The organism is Roseovarius sp. EL26 (assembly GCF_900327775.1).
Lineage (GTDB): Bacteria > Pseudomonadota > Alphaproteobacteria > Rhodobacterales > Rhodobacteraceae > Roseovarius.
Genome location: NZ_OUMZ01000007.1, coordinates 470,772 through 485,679, shown reverse-complemented (window position 1 = coordinate 485,679; position 14,908 = coordinate 470,772). Strand labels below are relative to the sequence as shown.

General features: G+C 53.1%; 15 protein-coding genes and 1 riboswitch. Of the genes, 2 read left to right on the top strand and 13 right to left on the bottom strand.

Features of this window, described 5'->3' with window-relative positions:
• From trmB to miaB, 10 genes are all read right to left on the bottom strand, one after another.
• A complete protein-coding gene (trmB, locus tag D9A02_RS10275; RefSeq protein ID WP_120500887.1) occupies positions 1–735 on the bottom strand; it encodes a tRNA (guanosine(46)-N7)-methyltransferase TrmB in 735 nt (244 codons plus the stop codon).
• Positions 736–853: 118 nt separating this feature from the next.
• Positions 854–1,714 carry a bile acid:sodium symporter family protein gene (locus D9A02_RS10270; protein WP_120500886.1) on the bottom strand — a complete coding sequence of 287 codons (861 nt, stop codon included), beginning with the start codon at positions 1,712–1,714 and terminating at the stop codon, positions 854–856.
• Between the two features lie 246 nt (positions 1,715–1,960).
• Positions 1,961–3,121, bottom strand: a complete 1,161-nt coding sequence (locus tag D9A02_RS10265) for a DUF1353 domain-containing protein (RefSeq protein WP_120500885.1) — start codon at positions 3,119–3,121, stop codon at positions 1,961–1,963.
• Between the two features lie 102 nt (positions 3,122–3,223).
• Positions 3,224–4,405 (bottom strand): methionine adenosyltransferase, encoded by a 1,182-nt coding sequence (gene metK, locus D9A02_RS10260; RefSeq protein WP_120500884.1) that lies wholly within the window; start codon positions 4,403–4,405, stop codon positions 3,224–3,226.
• Between the two features lie 6 nt (positions 4,406–4,411).
• A riboswitch (SAM-SAH riboswitch) is annotated at positions 4,412–4,460 on the bottom strand.
• A 44-nt stretch (positions 4,461–4,504) separates the two neighbouring features.
• Entirely contained in the window at positions 4,505–5,962 is a 1,458-nt protein-coding gene (gene lnt, locus D9A02_RS10255; protein ID WP_254054604.1) for an apolipoprotein N-acyltransferase, read from the bottom strand.
• Between the two features lie 64 nt (positions 5,963–6,026).
• The gene (locus D9A02_RS10250; RefSeq protein ID WP_120500882.1) at positions 6,027–6,920 is read right to left on the bottom strand and encodes a hemolysin family protein; all 894 of its coding nucleotides are present in this window, start codon (positions 6,918–6,920) and stop codon (positions 6,027–6,029) included.
• Positions 6,921–6,961: 41 nt separating this feature from the next.
• The gene (gene ybeY, locus D9A02_RS10245) at positions 6,962–7,450 is read right to left on the bottom strand and encodes an rRNA maturation RNase YbeY (protein ID WP_120500881.1); all 489 of its coding nucleotides are present in this window, start codon (positions 7,448–7,450) and stop codon (positions 6,962–6,964) included.
• A gap of 24 nt (positions 7,451–7,474) precedes the next feature.
• Complete coding sequence (locus D9A02_RS10240) at positions 7,475–8,473, bottom strand: PhoH family protein (RefSeq protein ID WP_120500880.1); 999 nt, start codon at positions 8,471–8,473, stop codon at positions 7,475–7,477.
• A 146-nt stretch (positions 8,474–8,619) separates the two neighbouring features.
• The gene (locus D9A02_RS10235; RefSeq protein WP_162933027.1) at positions 8,620–9,375 is read right to left on the bottom strand and encodes an outer membrane protein; all 756 of its coding nucleotides are present in this window, start codon (positions 9,373–9,375) and stop codon (positions 8,620–8,622) included.
• A gap of 201 nt (positions 9,376–9,576) precedes the next feature.
• Positions 9,577–10,899 (bottom strand): tRNA (N6-isopentenyl adenosine(37)-C2)-methylthiotransferase MiaB, encoded by a 1,323-nt coding sequence (gene miaB / locus D9A02_RS10230; RefSeq protein WP_120500878.1) that lies wholly within the window; start codon positions 10,897–10,899, stop codon positions 9,577–9,579.
• Between the two features lie 120 nt (positions 10,900–11,019).
• Between miaB and D9A02_RS10225 the strand changes: the two genes are divergently transcribed.
• Positions 11,020–11,889, top strand: a complete 870-nt coding sequence (locus D9A02_RS10225) for a hypothetical protein (RefSeq protein ID WP_120500877.1) — start codon at positions 11,020–11,022, stop codon at positions 11,887–11,889.
• Positions 11,890–12,030: 141 nt separating this feature from the next.
• Positions 12,031–12,390, top strand: coding sequence for a cupin domain-containing protein (locus D9A02_RS10220; protein ID WP_120500876.1), 360 nt, complete (start codon positions 12,031–12,033; stop codon positions 12,388–12,390).
• Between the two features lie 97 nt (positions 12,391–12,487).
• Here D9A02_RS10220 and D9A02_RS10215 read toward each other — a convergent pair whose 3' ends face one another.
• The 3 genes from D9A02_RS10215 to fabB are packed head-to-tail and all read right to left on the bottom strand — an operon-like array spanning position 12,488 to position 14,887.
• Complete coding sequence (locus D9A02_RS10215; RefSeq protein WP_120500875.1) at positions 12,488–12,799, bottom strand: hypothetical protein; 312 nt, start codon at positions 12,797–12,799, stop codon at positions 12,488–12,490.
• Positions 12,800–12,858: 59 nt separating this feature from the next.
• Positions 12,859–13,650 carry an enoyl-ACP reductase gene (locus D9A02_RS10210; protein ID WP_120500874.1) on the bottom strand — a complete coding sequence of 264 codons (792 nt, stop codon included), beginning with the start codon at positions 13,648–13,650 and terminating at the stop codon, positions 12,859–12,861.
• A 7-nt stretch (positions 13,651–13,657) separates the two neighbouring features.
• Entirely contained in the window at positions 13,658–14,887 is a 1,230-nt protein-coding gene (gene fabB / locus D9A02_RS10205; protein WP_120500873.1) for a beta-ketoacyl-ACP synthase I, read from the bottom strand.
• Positions 14,888–14,908: the final 21 nt, after the last annotated feature.

The window sequence follows — 14,908 nt, the reverse complement described above, 5'->3', positions numbered from 1 at the left end:
TCACTCAGCCTTGCGGCGGAATGTCATGTAGTGTGGTGTGCGACCTTCGCGCAGGGCCTTTTTCTCGTACCGGGTCGAAATCCAATCGTCCCAACAATTGCGCCAGTCATCTGGCCCCTCTGCTAGCCACTCAAAGCCGTGCTTGGGCACTTCTTGCATTGTCTGGCGAACATAGTCGGGAATATCAGTCGCGACACGGAAGATTGCACCCGGCTTCAAAACCCGCGCCAAAGGCTCCAGATGCTCAGCCGTGACAAACCGGCGGCGATGATGGCGCTTTTTGGGCCATGGATCTGGATAGAGCAGAAAGGCCCGAGAAATTGATGCCGTAGGCAACACATCAAACATATCGCGCGCGTCGCCTGGGTGCACCGCTAGGTTTTCAACACCTGCCTTGCGGATTTTACCCAGCAGCATGGCCACACCATTAATGTAGGGTTCGCATCCGATGATACCGGTGTCAGGGTTCTGCGCAGCCTGATGCACCATGTGTTCCCCACCGCCAAAACCAACCTCAAGCCAGACAGGTTTACCACCAAAGAGCGCCTGCAGATCGATCGCATTACGATCCGGGTTGACGTCCCAATCGACAGCCCCAGGGGACAACGCTTGCAGATCTTCAGCAAGGTAGGCCTGTTGGCTCGACTTCAGAGTTTTGCCCTTAAGACGGCCATAAAAATTCCGCCATGGCGCGCCAGTGGGGTGTTTGTCGGATTTAGCAGTGTCGTCGGACATCGGAGCTCTCTTTACTCAAGGCTGCTCGCACGAGTTTGATCGCACAGGGTTACGCCCCTGTGCCGCAAGATAGGCCGGCGTGTCAAGCCGGAGCTCAGATCAAACTTATGACCGATGATCAGGCCTGGTTGAAGAACCTGCGCAAAATGAAAATACCGGGAATGCTCACTAGATACATGGTGATGCCATATAACGCTGAAGGAATGGCAAATTCTGAGATACCTGCCGTCTGTGCCACGAGACCAGCCACCGCGATGCCAAGCGCTGCGTTCTGCACCCCCATTTCGATGGAAATGCAGATGCCATCGGGGCCTGACAGCCCCAATAGGCGACTAATTGAGACTCCCACGATCAAAAGCACCACGTTCATCACCATCAAAAGTGGCCCCAATTGCCAGAATTTCTCGGTGATCAACGTCCAGTTCACCGCCAATGCTGCGACAACGATTACCGCAAACAGAACCATGGCAATGATCGTAATAATTTGCTCAGCCCGCATCGCGCTGGCGCCTGCCAGCTTGCGCAAACCCAGCCCAAGTAAAACCGGCAATACCGTAATGGCAAACATGGCGATCGCAATTGAAGCCACGTTAATATCAGGGGCTTGCGTGCCTAGAAATTGATCTGCGGCCCAAGCTACCAGAAACGGTACAGTCAGCATCGACAGCAGACTGACCACAGCCGTCAGAGTGATCGAAAGTGCCACATTGCCTCCACCCATTTTGGTCAGGACATTCGACGTGACACCGCCGGGGCAAAACGACAGCAACATGACACCAAAGGCCAAGACAGGCGGCAGCGAAAAAACCTGCAACAATGCGAAGGCAATCACAGGCAGAGCCACAATTTGCAGGATCATTCCCACGACAACCGCCTTGGGCATGGTCAGAACGCGACCGAAATCAGCAGGTGTCAGACCAAAGCCCAGTGAAAACATGATAAAGGCCAGAGAAAGCGGCAAGGCCACATCGACGATCATTATTGGGTCTCCCTTGTCGTTGCACGGACCGTGCCACGGCAGGTCAGCAAATCCCAAGCGGAACCCTGCGTCACAAAAACGATATCAGCAAGCAAATCTATCCGTTCAGCTCTGCAAAACCACATGTGAGTATTCAGAAGAATTATGCTTGAAGTGATGAAACTGACCAAGCCCGCGCCAGTTGCAGATAGTATCAAATCATCAATAAGCGGATAATTTAATATTATTACAAATACTTAACCAAGATCAACCGCCATTTGGATCGCCACCACCGGACGAGCCACCGCCACCACCGGACGAGCCATCGCCACCACCGGACGAGCCATCGCCGCCACCAGACGAGCCATCGCCGCCACCAGAYGAGCCATCRCCGCCACCAGACGAGCCATCGCCGCCACCAGACGAGCCATCGCCGCCACCRGACGAGCCATCGCCGCCACCAGACGAGCCATCGCCGCCACCAGACGAGCCATCGCCGCCACCAGACGAGCCATCGCCGCCACCAGACGAGCCATCGCCGCCACCAGACGAGCCATCGCCGCCACCGGACGAGCCATCACCGCCACCGGACGAGCCATCGCCGCCACCAGACGAACCAGCGCCAGATGCCCCACCTCCACTGGCAGAAGACGCACCAGATGATGATGAACCACGGCCACCTCGGTCGCCGCCCTCTCCACCGCCATCGCCGCCGCGACCGCCAGAACCGCCTTGGTCACCAGATCCAGCTGCTGTCGCAAAGCCGCCTTCAGCACGATCCAGCCACCAAATCAAATCATCAAGGTTCGGGTTCTTAACTTCGATATATTCCTTGGCCAGAACCATCACTTCTTGCATTTCAGACGTGCTGGCATTCTCGCTTGGGCGCCGATAAGGCTCGCCCCAGCGTGGCCCCCCAAGGTAAACTGCAGCAAACATAATTTTGGCCTTGATCGACGAAGTACCACCCGCACGCAGCGCATTGTAAAACATCACATGGACACGCTGCCACGAATTGCTATGGAACCTCTGCCCGTTTTCATTGCCAATCCCGCAATACGCATCATGAATGGCCGCTGCGTTGACAAATTCCTTTGTAGTTGGGGAACCGACAATCGGAACAAATATATCAGGGATCGAAGCCCCATCTGTGACTGTCCCTGAGTCAGCCACCCAGCTTACGCCTTCTCCATCGACAAACTGAAGCGGTTCTGCAACCCGGTAAAAGGTGTTTACCCTCGACTGGATTTGCAAAGGTTTAGAGCGATCCAACTGAACTGGGCTATTGTTGAAAGCGCAAGCTGCACCGCCATTTTCACCACAAGCGCCTCTAGAAACGGCCAGCGCCTCCGCGTCATCACTAATGACGCCAGGCGCGCAACCGGCAAGCGAACCGCTCAGGATAATAGGCAGGACAGACAAGCGCATTTTCAGCACCTATTAAGGTTACGTCATCACTCAATACGCCGAATATATCGCGTATTTGGGCAATTTCAAAGTCAATAGAGTGTAACCTTAGGTCACATTTGATCAAATGGCCTTTTTCAGTGTTTCCACCAGATCTGTTTTTTCCCAACTAAATCCGCCATCTGCTTCAGGCGCACGCCCAAAATGCCCATAGGCGGCAGTGCGTTGATAAATCGGTTTGTTCATCTGCAGATGCTCACGAATGCCACGTGGCGTCAGATCCATGGACGCGGCAACAGCTTTTTCGATATCTGCTGGATCGACATTTCCCGTACCATGTGTATCCGCATAAATCGACAGTGGTTTGCTAACCCCAATGGCATAAGATAACTGAATAGTGCAGCGCTCGGCCATGCCTGCAGCAACCACGTTCTTTGCCAGATAACGTGCAGCATAAGCCGCGGAGCGATCAACTTTTGTCGGATCTTTACCTGAGAATGCACCGCCTCCATGAGGCGCCGCGCCACCGTAGGTATCCACGATAATCTTGCGTCCGGTCAGACCTGCATCCCCATCAGGACCCCCAATGACGAACTTGCCTGTTGGGTTGACGTGCCATTCAGTAGCATCCGTAAGCCACCCATCGGGCAGTGTTTCATAGATGTATGGCTCAACAATCGCCCGGATCGCGTCACTGCTCAGGCTCGCATCCAAATGCTGTGTGCTCAGAACAACGGAGGTAACACCGACGGGTTTACCGCCTTCGTACACAACTGACAGCTGTGACTTGGCATCAGGCCCAAGCGCAGGCTCGGCCCCAGATTTGCGAACCTCAGCCAGGCGACGCAAAATGGCGTGGCTATATTGGATCGGTGCAGGCATCAGTTCTGGAGTTTCGGTTGTCGCATAGCCAAACATGATCCCCTGATCACCGGCACCTTCTTCTTTGTCAGCACTGGCATCGACACCCTGCGCAATATGTGCGGATTGTTCGTGCAGCAGATTGGTAATTTCGACTGTTTTGTGGTGAAACTTATCCTGCTCATAACCGATATCTTTGATACAGGCGCGAGCAATCTCATCAATGCGGCCCATGTATTCTTTGAGACGTGCCTGATCTGAAAGACCAACCTCACCACCGATCACCACACGATTTGTTGTTGCAAAGGTTTCGCAGGCAACGCGTGCTTCGGGTTCTTCAGAGAGAAACGCATCCAGAACGGCATCTGAGATACGGTCACAAACTTTATCGGGGTGCCCTTCTGAAACAGATTCAGAGGTGAAAACATAGTTATTACGAGACATTAAGGTCGCTCCATTGAATGATATCCGTCACGTCAGGAAGCCGTTGTGACAGGGTGAAATTCTGATACACCATAGAATGAGGTGCATCAAATAAGTAGTCTACTCTCCTCTGCGCCGTTCTAACCGCTTTGACAAGGCCCAAATTGCCAAAAGCGTAATTATGAGAGGGCCATCACCCAATCGTGCGTAAACAGTTATAGGCAAAGGTGGAGGCAAGGCCGCATCCTGCCAACCCGCCACCCCCAGAGGCAGTGACGCTGTGACCCTGCCCGCGGCATCAATCATCGCAGATACACCGGTGTTGGCCGCACGGATCATTGGAAGGCCCTGCTCCACACTGCGCAGGCGCGCTTGTGCAAGGTGCTGATAAGGGCCAGAAATCTGCCCGAACCAAGCATCATTGGTGATTAACATCAGAAAATCTGGGCGCACGGGTGCTGCATTCACATCCTGCGGGAACACCCCTTCGTAGCATATCAAGGCCAACGCGCCGCCCAGTCCCTCGATCTGAAGGACCTGCATACCGGGACCGGATGAATATCCATTGCCTTCGCGCGCCGCCATTCCAGAGATGCCGAACTGCGTCAGAAAATCCCCAAACGGGACGTATTCACCAAAAGGTACCAGATGAGATTTGTCATAAACTGCAGCCAGTTCTCCCTGCCCGTCCAGCACGGCCATAGCGTTATAGAAACGCACACCTTCATAACGCTGCGCCCCCAGCACCACGGGAACTCCCTGCGCTGCATCTGCAATGGCATCCAACGTTGAGCCCGCGTTATTGAGCAACACTGGAATGGCGGTTTCAGGCCAAACCACCAGATCGGGCCGCGTGGTGCCATCGCTTTCGCGGGTAAAGGCGATCTGGCGGTCAAAAAAGATCTGAACTTTGTCAGGATCCCATTTTTCATGCTGGGCCGCATTGGGCTGAATCACGCGCACAATTGGAGCATCTGGACCGGCTATGTTGTCAGGCGTTAGAGCATTGCCCGCACCATATGCCAGTATAATGCCCGCTAATCCGGCAACACCAAGCCCGCGTTTGCCTTCGATCAAAAACCATAGCGCCGATGCAGCCACAAAAAGCAATGCAGTCAGTAACAACGATCCACCATAAGACGCCCAGTGAAGCATCGGCGTATCAATCCAAACATGCCCCGGCTGCGCCCAGGGAAAGCCGGTCAAGATATAGGTCCGTGCAGTTTCTGCCAAAGTAAGGGCCACAATCCACCCCCCTACAGCCGTCCCGGTAGCACGTGCAATTGCAAAACCCGCTGCCCAAAGCAACGCCAATCCAGCACTTAGACCAATCAAAGCAAAGGGCGCCATCCAGCCGTGACGCGCAACATCCACCAAAAACGGCTCAACAATCCAGCTCAGCGCAAGCATGAAGTAGCCGGTTCCAACGGCCCAACCCAACCTTGCGGCGTGTTTCCAATTGCGTGAATGTCGAAATAGCCCAAAGACCAACGCCAGAGCGACGACGGTCGCAGGCCAAAGGCCAACCGGAGCCTGCCCCAATGCTGCAACAGCCCCGAACCCTGCAGCCAGCAACATTTGTTTTGCTACACTAAGCTCAGAGCTCCACCTGCTGATCCGTTCCGCCAGCACCATATTGGCGTCAGTCCTCTATGTGCGATTGTGGCAAGCGCACACGCAGGCGTTTGATCCGGCGCGGATCAGCGTCTAGCACTTCGATAACAACCCCGCTGGGATGTTCAACCACCTCACCACGCACAGGCACTCGCCCCAGCAACATGAAGATCAAGCCCCCCATCGTGTCGATTTCTTCTTCATCCACCTCATCAGCATCTGTCAGAGACAGGCCGGTTTCGGCCTCAAACTCATCCAGTGGACACTTGGCCAACACCAGGTACGTGCCCGGGCTTTCATTACTCCAGCAGATGTCCTCGTCGACATCATGTTCATCTTCGATCTCACCAACCACCTGTTCGATCAGGTTTTCAATCGTCGCAAGACCATCAACTCCGCCATATTCATCGATCACCAATGCCATGTGACGGCGTTCGCTTTGCATCTTTTGCAACAACACACCAATGGGCATGGAGGGCGGTACAAACAATAATGGCCGCAACATGTCTTTCAGCGCAAACTTGGCCCCGCCTCCGTTGAACCCGTGTTTGAGCGCAAAGTCCTTGAGGTGCACCAACCCAATGGGCGTGTCCAACGTGCCTTCAAACACTGGCAATCGGGTGAGGCCACTTTCGCGAAAGATAGCGACCAATTCATCCTTGGATGTGGTGAGAGGCACCGAAACAATATCGGCTTTGGGGATTGCAACATCTTCGACCAAAAGCTCTCCGAGCGTTCCCAGACCAGGGGCTTCTGATCGCTGGCCATTTCCATTTTCCGATGTGATTGATGCGCTTTCATCACCAGGAGTAATCGCCCCCCAGATCCGACGGAAAAATCCGCCCTGTTCGTCATCATTATCCTGGCTCGACGCCTGCGCGCGATGCGCCGCGTTAGAGGAGTCTTCGATACTGTCGCCCATTCTCTCTTTCCATTGGCCGGGGCAATAATTGCCCATGGCATTTAATATGGGTCTTCCAACCCCAGTTTGCCAAGTACTGCCACCTCAATTCCTTCCATCAAAGTGGCATCCTTGTCACGTATGTGATCATAGCCCAGCAAATGCAGCACCGCATGCACGATCAGATGCGTCACATGGTCCATAAAGGGTTTGCCCGCATCAGCAGCCTCCCGCTGACAGGTTTCAAAAGCAATCGCAATATCGCCCAACTCCAGATCTGGGCCGGGCTGCGGCAAATCCGGCGCTTCCCCATCGATCTCGGGGCCGCGCTCTTCACTAGGCCAGCTGAGTACGTTGGTTGGCTGTGGCTTGTCGCGGAAATCACCATTCAGCTCTGCAATACGGGCATCATCACAGCCCATCACCACAATCTCAAACTCTGACGGCACAAGCTCCATATGAATAAGCGTAGCCTGAGCCGCCTTTTCGGCCAGTTTGGGCAAATCCAACGCTTTCCATCGCGCATCTTCGATCATCGTGTCAGTCAGCATCTCAATCGCCTAATCACCGGGCTGTCATTGACCCGCGTCATAAGCCTCGATGATAGCGGCAACAAGTGGATGTCGCACAACATCTTTAGAAGTGAAGTAGTTGAAGTCGATTTTCGGAATAGTTTTCAGCAAGCGTTCAGCATCATGCAAACCCGAGGCCACACCACGTGGCAGATCAACCTGACTGCGATCTCCGGTGATGACCATACGCGAGCCCTCGCCCAGACGGGTCAGGAACATCTTCATTTGCATCGAGGTTGCGTTTTGTGCCTCGTCCAGAACAACATAAGCATTCGCCAATGTACGTCCGCGCATAAAGGCCAATGGCGCGATCTCGATTCTCTTTTCTTCGATCAGCTTGGCGACTTGCTTGCCCGGCAGGAAATCATTCAGCGCATCATAAAGCGGCTGCATGTAAGGATCGACCTTATCTTTCATATCACCTGGCAGATAGCCCAGCTTTTCACCAGCTTCGACCGCAGGGCGGCTTAGAATGATTCGGTCAACGTGGCCTTCGATAAACATCGAAACTCCCACGGCAACAGCCAGATACGTTTTGCCCGTACCCGCGGGTCCGATGCCAAAGGCCAGTTCTTTGGCAAACAGCGATTTAACATAGGCCTTTTGTGCGTCTGTCCGCGGCTCAACCAGTTTCTTGCGGGTTTTAATCTCGACCCGCCCGCCCTGAAACATCTCAAGTTGATCGCCATCATGGGTTTCATCATCCGGGGCCATACGCAGTTCGCGGTCGACATCACCATGTTCCACCGAGCGCCCATCTTCCAAACGCTCATAGAGCGCCTGCAAAACCTGCACGCCCTCTTCCACGGCCTCTTCTTGCCCCATGACAGCTAACTGATTCCCCCGACGCAAAATCTGCACCCCGAGGTTTTGCTCGATTTCAGTAAGATTGCGGTCATATTCACCGCAAAGGTCTATCAATAAACGATTATCTGGAAATTCAACGACCGATTCATGCAAAGCATCCGGTCCGGATTGCGGTGGCAGCACGTTGGTGACCAATCCCTTCTCCTTAATTAGAGATCCTGACTGAAATCGTGCCAACTTGTGTCCGCCAGCGCAAGAGGCAAAGCGTGTTGTTTTCAAAAACGACACCACATACTTGCACCCGGATACAGATACGGGCGCCGGTGACGTCGTAGTCTTGTTTAGAAATTGTAGTTCAGACCAAGACGAAAGTTGTTAAAACTGGGCGTTACAACTGTACTGGCACCCGCCCCATCGCTGAGGGAGAAACCATCAATATAGTTATATTCCCATTCAAACAGAACAGACAGGTCCTGATTGATCGCACGTTCAACACCCAATCCGAAGACCAGCCCATCTTTATCAGTACTGCTGTTAAGATTGATCGCATCACTGCCAGTGGCGCCAACCACGCTATAATCAATTTCGGAACGGGTATAGCCGATGGTCGAATAGAACAGCGTATTTTTACTGAGGTTGGTAAGCCCGCCTTTGTATTTCAGCGACAGCACACTCTCGATTTCACTGGATGCATTATAAGTTGCTGTCGAAAAGGAATCTTCGATATCAGCAAGATCATATCCCAATTCGAATCCATGCACATATGCTAGCCTGCCAAGCGGAAGATTGTTGCGCCAGCCCAAACGCACACCGTAGTTAATGCCCGCGGGATTAACCGTTCCTGGTGTCGTCACCAACACCCCATTCGGCCGCTTATGGCCAACGTCATCTGAGATCCCCACACCATATGCGAGGCTACCCCCGACGTAAAAACCGCTAAGGTCAAGGACAGTCGGCGTTGCAACTGCTACCGGAGCGATAACCACTGGCTCTTCTAGGTTTCCGGCTGCACTTTGTTCGGTGCTAATCACCAACACCGTACCAAGCACGGCTGCCGTTGCCGTAACATTACAAAAATTCTTAAATCGGTTTTTCATGCAGTGCATATTTCAACTCCCCAGATCGACTGCATAGCACGCGCCAAAAATCTACAGTCGCCTCATTACAACACTAACCAATGAATTATCCCAAGATTTGTGCAGCAGCGCCGGGTAATTCATCTGGCATGGGCATTCTGCAAAAACGGCATCGAGTCCAACAAATTCCCTGAACGCTTAGCCATTATGGAGGAATTGACGCTAAATTAGCACACCTTTAAGCGAATTTGTCCCCGATTCAACAATACGCACCGCCCGTAATTCGCCGACATTGGCCTGCGCCTCGGCAACATGCACTGCGTGCAGATATTCGGACTTTCCGACCATCTGACCATCGAAACGGCCCGGCTTTTCGAACAAAACACTGACATCGCGGCCAACCATCCCATCTTGAATGGCGCGCTGGTCATGGGTAATTTGAGCCTGAAGGCGCTGAAGGCGTTCCGAGGCCTCATCCTCGTCCACTTGAGGACGCTCAGCCGCAGGAGTGCCCGGACGGGTGGAGTATTTGAAGGAATAGGCATAGCCGTATTTCACTTCTTTGACCAAATCGAGCGTCGCCCGGAAATCTTCTTCGGTTTCCTCGGGGAAACCCACGATAAAATCACCCGACATCACGATATCAGGGCGGGCTGCGCGAATTCTCTCAAGCAGGCGCAGATAGCTTTCTGCTGTATGGCTGCGGTTCATCCGTTTGAGAATTTTATTGCTACCCGACTGCACTGGCAGATGCAGATAAGGCATCAGCTTACCGCAGGTGCCATGCGCCTCGATCAACTCGTCGGTCATGTCGTTGGGGTGGCTGGTGGTAAAGCGGATGCGCTCAAGCCCATCAACCTTGTCCAGCTCCCAAATCAACTGCGCCAGCGTCCGGTCTCGACCATCAACCCCTACCCCATGATAGGCATTCACATTCTGCCCCAGCAGGGTAATATCGCGAACCCCGCGTTCAACCAGCTCTCGTGCTTCCGTCAGGATCCGGTCCACCGGGCGGCTAACCTCGGCACCGCGAGTATAAGGCACCACACAAAAGGCGCAAAACTTATCACAACCTTCCTGAACGGTCAGAAATGCCGAAGGGCCACGTTTGGCTTTGGGGCGTGATTTCAGGCGCTCAAATTTATCTTCTTCCGGAAAGTCCGTATCCAGCGCCTTAACGCCTTCCTGGGTTTTTGCTTCCATCTCGGGTAGGCGGTGATAGCTTTGCGGCCCGACCACCAAGTCAACCAAAGGCTGGCGGCGCATAATTTCCGCGCCCTCGGCCTGCGCGACACAGCCAGCAACACCGATTTTGAGATCTGGTTTTGCCTCTTTCAACCCTCGGAAACGACCCAGTTCGGAATAAACCTTTTCCGCGGCTTTCTCCCGAATATGGCAGGTGTTGAGCAAAATCATATCCGCATCATCAGCGCTTTTCGTCTCGACATACCCGGATTCGCCTAGCGCCTCTGCCATGCGTTCGCTGTCATAAACATTCATCTGACAGCCGTAGGTTTTGATGTATAGCTTCTTTGCTTCGGACATGCGTCTGCGCCCCGGTTTCGTGTTCGCCATTTCAAGGCGCCTGACTACATCAGATAAGGGGTGACTTGCAATGCAAGACAATATACCCGAATTTACAAACCCGCAGCACAGGATCACCGGATGCGTCACAGCAGTTTGAATGCTTTTTTATCCGCTCAGAGGCAGGCTTTGAACAAGGGGCCTGTTGCGATGATTTTTGTCGAGGATCAAATCGAGATCGAGACAACCATTCACCATCACCTTGAAAGCGGATTTAAACAGGTTTTGGTATTCATGCCTGTAGCCTTTGACTTACCAGAAGACCTAGTCGAAAAAATCCACCGCATTGACCATGATCTGTCACAGGTCCACAACGTTCCCGAAATCATCAATCAAGTCATCGAAGCCGCGCCTGACGTATGGATGTATTACTGCTTTAACGCCGAATATTTGCTCTTTCCGTTTTGCGAAACCCGCGGTATCGGTGAAATGTTGTCGTTCCACACTGAAGAGCGGCGCGACGCTATGCTATGCTATGTTGTCGATCTTTATGCCGGAGATCTGGATCGTTTCCCCAATGCGGTCTCTTTGGAAAATGCTTATCTGGACAAATCCGGTTATTATGCACTCGCGCGCCCTGACCCTGCCAATCACAATCACCCACGCGAGCGCCAATTAGACATTCACGGCGGCTTGCGCTGGCGGTTCGAAGAACACATCCCCCCGGCCCGTCGTAAGATCGACAGGGTCGCCTTGTTCAAATCGAAACCCGGGCTGACACTACGCGAAGATCACACCTTCAGCGATGAAGAATACAACACTTACGCCAGCCCTTGGCATCACAATCTAACAGCCGCCATCGTATCGTTCCGTGTTGCAAAAGCTCTGAAACGCAACCCTGGTTCGTCCTTTGAAATCGGAACCCTAAAATGGCACAACTCGGTCTCGTTCAAATGGGATTCACGTCAATTAATGGATTTGGGCCTGATTGAGCCAGGTCAGTGGTTTTGACCACCAGCTTAAATCGTCAAATCATCATCTGCTGCATTGATGGTAGATCTGCTTTTTTACGAAGCATGCGCGTTGCCACAATCGCGAAATGACGCCAAAGTTCTAACCAACTAGTTTGCCACAAAGAAAGAAACATAAGACATGATCTCATTAGAATCCTTCGGCGATTTGTCAGCGACAGATGTTGGCGAATTCAAACCTAAGCCGACAACACTGACAGACGGCCAAACTGAAGCACTGATCGTTTTATGGAAATCCGAAGACGAGGCGACCTCCATTGGTGTTTGGGAATGCACGCCTGGTAGGTTCACTGCAGATCGCACTACAGCCGGTGAATACTGTCATATCATTTCCGGCCGCGCTACTGTTTGTAACAGCGATGGATCAAATGCACGTGACATAGGGCCGGGTGATTTACTTGTACTTGCGCAAGGCTGGACTGGTGAATGGACCATTCACGAACATATGCGCAAGCTATTTGTGATCAATGCAACAGGATAAATTCAATCTATTTCCATTTGCTTTCACGGCATTCGCATTACCAAAAACTTAGCACCGCAGAGATATGCGGCTAAATTTGTGGATTTTGGAAACAGGATTAATGTTGGAGCTTCAGCAGCGCGGCAGTCACGGGTGAGCCGCTCCGATCGCCAGAAGGTGAAATCTTCGACACAGCCGCAGTAACAAAGCTTTTGGCACCCTCAGAACTGTCGATAAGCTGCAGTACTTTCACGGCAGCCACCTGCATGCCATCATGTACCGGTGGGGCCAGACGTTTTTCCTGCCAGATTGCGGTCAGGGAAACGCCAACCATCAAGAACATGGTCAGGCTGGCCCATTTGCGCGCACGTTTTGCGCGCGCGACAAAGCGGTCATAGTGTTGATCAGGGCTGTTGCGACGAAAATCCATATTGCAACGCTGCGATTCTCAGGTGGCAACAATAGGGCAAAATACGGACCAATTAGTGATTACAGATTGTCTTGCTGCGGCATACCCAACACATGGAAGCCGCCATCAACCCGGATAATCTCACCAGATGTACAAGCCCCTGCCTCTGACGCCAGATAAACAGCAGTGCCACCAATTGCCGAAAGCGTCGCGTTCGCCCGCATCGGCGCGTTATCTTCGGTATGACGGAAGGTCTTGCGCGCCCCTCCAATTGCCGCCCCGGCCAGAGTTTTCATCGGCCCCGGTGAAATGGCATTCACCCGGATACCGTCTGGACCCATATCATTTGCCAGATAACGTGTTGCGGCCTCAAGTGCCGCCTTTGCCACGCCCATCACGTTGTAGTTGGGCACAACGCGGTTAGAGCCCTGATAGGTCAAAGTGGTCAACGATCCGCCATTTTCCTTCATCATCGGATAGGCACGGCGTGCCACTTCGATGAAGGAATATGCACTGATATCCATCGAGTTTTTGAAATTGGCACGGGTCGTGTTCAGGAACCTGCCGGTCAGCTCAGATTTGTCGGAATAGGCAACAGCATGCACCACAAAATCAATTGTCGGCCAACGTGCAGACAATTCCTCAAAAGCACGATCCAGCGAGGCATCATCCGTTACATCGGCATCAACCATAAAGTCGCTGCCAACACTTTGCGCTAGTGGCTCCAACCGTTTACCAAAGGCTTCGCCTTGATAGGTAAAGGCCAGCTCGGCCCCTGCTTCGTGCATAGCTTTAGCAATACCCCAAGCGATCGAACGATCGTTCGCGACGCCCATCACCAGCCCGCGCATGCCCTGCATTGGTTTTGTCATCTGTATTCTACCCGTGATATCTGCTCAGCAGCATCGACCCGTTGGTGCCACCAAATCCAAAACTATTTGTCATAACCGTATCCAGGCCGGCCTGATCCACCCGAACGGTGGCAATTTCTTCCGGCTGCAACTGTGGGTCCAAATTCTCCACATTGATTGACGGAATAATAAAATCGTCTTTAAGCGCCAACAGACAGAACACTGCCTCTAGCGCACCTGCCGCACCTTGCGCATGGCCAGTCATCGACTTGGTCGAACTGATCGGCGGTACATTGCCTTCGCCAAAGATCCTACGCACAGCGGCCACTTCGCCAGCGTCTCCAACCGGTGTGCTCGTGCCGTGGGCGTTGATATAACCAACTTTGCGGCCCTCGGGTAACTGGCCCAATGCCAAACGCATCGCGCGTTCACCACCCTCACCTGATGGCGCAACCATGTCGTGACCATCGCTGGTCGCGGCATAACCGGTCACTTCGGCATAAATCTTAGCACCGCGCGCCTTAGCATGCTCCAGCTCTTCCAGAACTAGCATGCCGCCACCGCCAGAAATCACAAATCCATCGCGATCTGCGTCAAACGCACGCGAGGCTTTTTCAGGTGCATCATTATATTTTGAGGACATCGCGCCCATCGCATCGAACAAACACGACAGGGTCCAGTCCAATTCTTCGCCGCCACCGGCAAACATAATGTCTTGCTTGCCCATCATGATCTGCTCAGACGCGTTGCCAATGCAATGCAAGCTGGTCGAACAGGCCGAGGTAATAGAATAGTTGATGCCCTTGATCTTATAAGCCGTCGCCAAGTTCGCCGAGATGGTCGAACACATGCATTTCGGCACAGCAAACGGTCCAATCCGTTTAGTTGCACCTGTTTTCAACACGGTTTGATGTGCGGTAAGCATTGCGGAGGTAGATGGTCCGCCAGAACCTGCCACCAGACCCGTGCGTGGATTGGAAATGTCACTTTCCTCCAACCCGCTGTCCGCAATCGCCTGCCCCATGGCGATATGCGCATAGGCCGCACCTGCCCCCATGAAACGCAAGGCGCGTTTATCAACATGTTCAGAGACATCAATGTCCAAGGCACCCGCAATTTGACTGCGAAAGCCATGCTCGGCCATCTCTGCATTAGCAGTGATGCCAGAGCGACCAGCTTTCAAGGATGCGGTGACCTCTTCAGCATTATTGCCAATGCTTGATACAATTCCCAATCCAGTAACGACAACACGACGCATGCGTCCACTCCTTAGTATTCG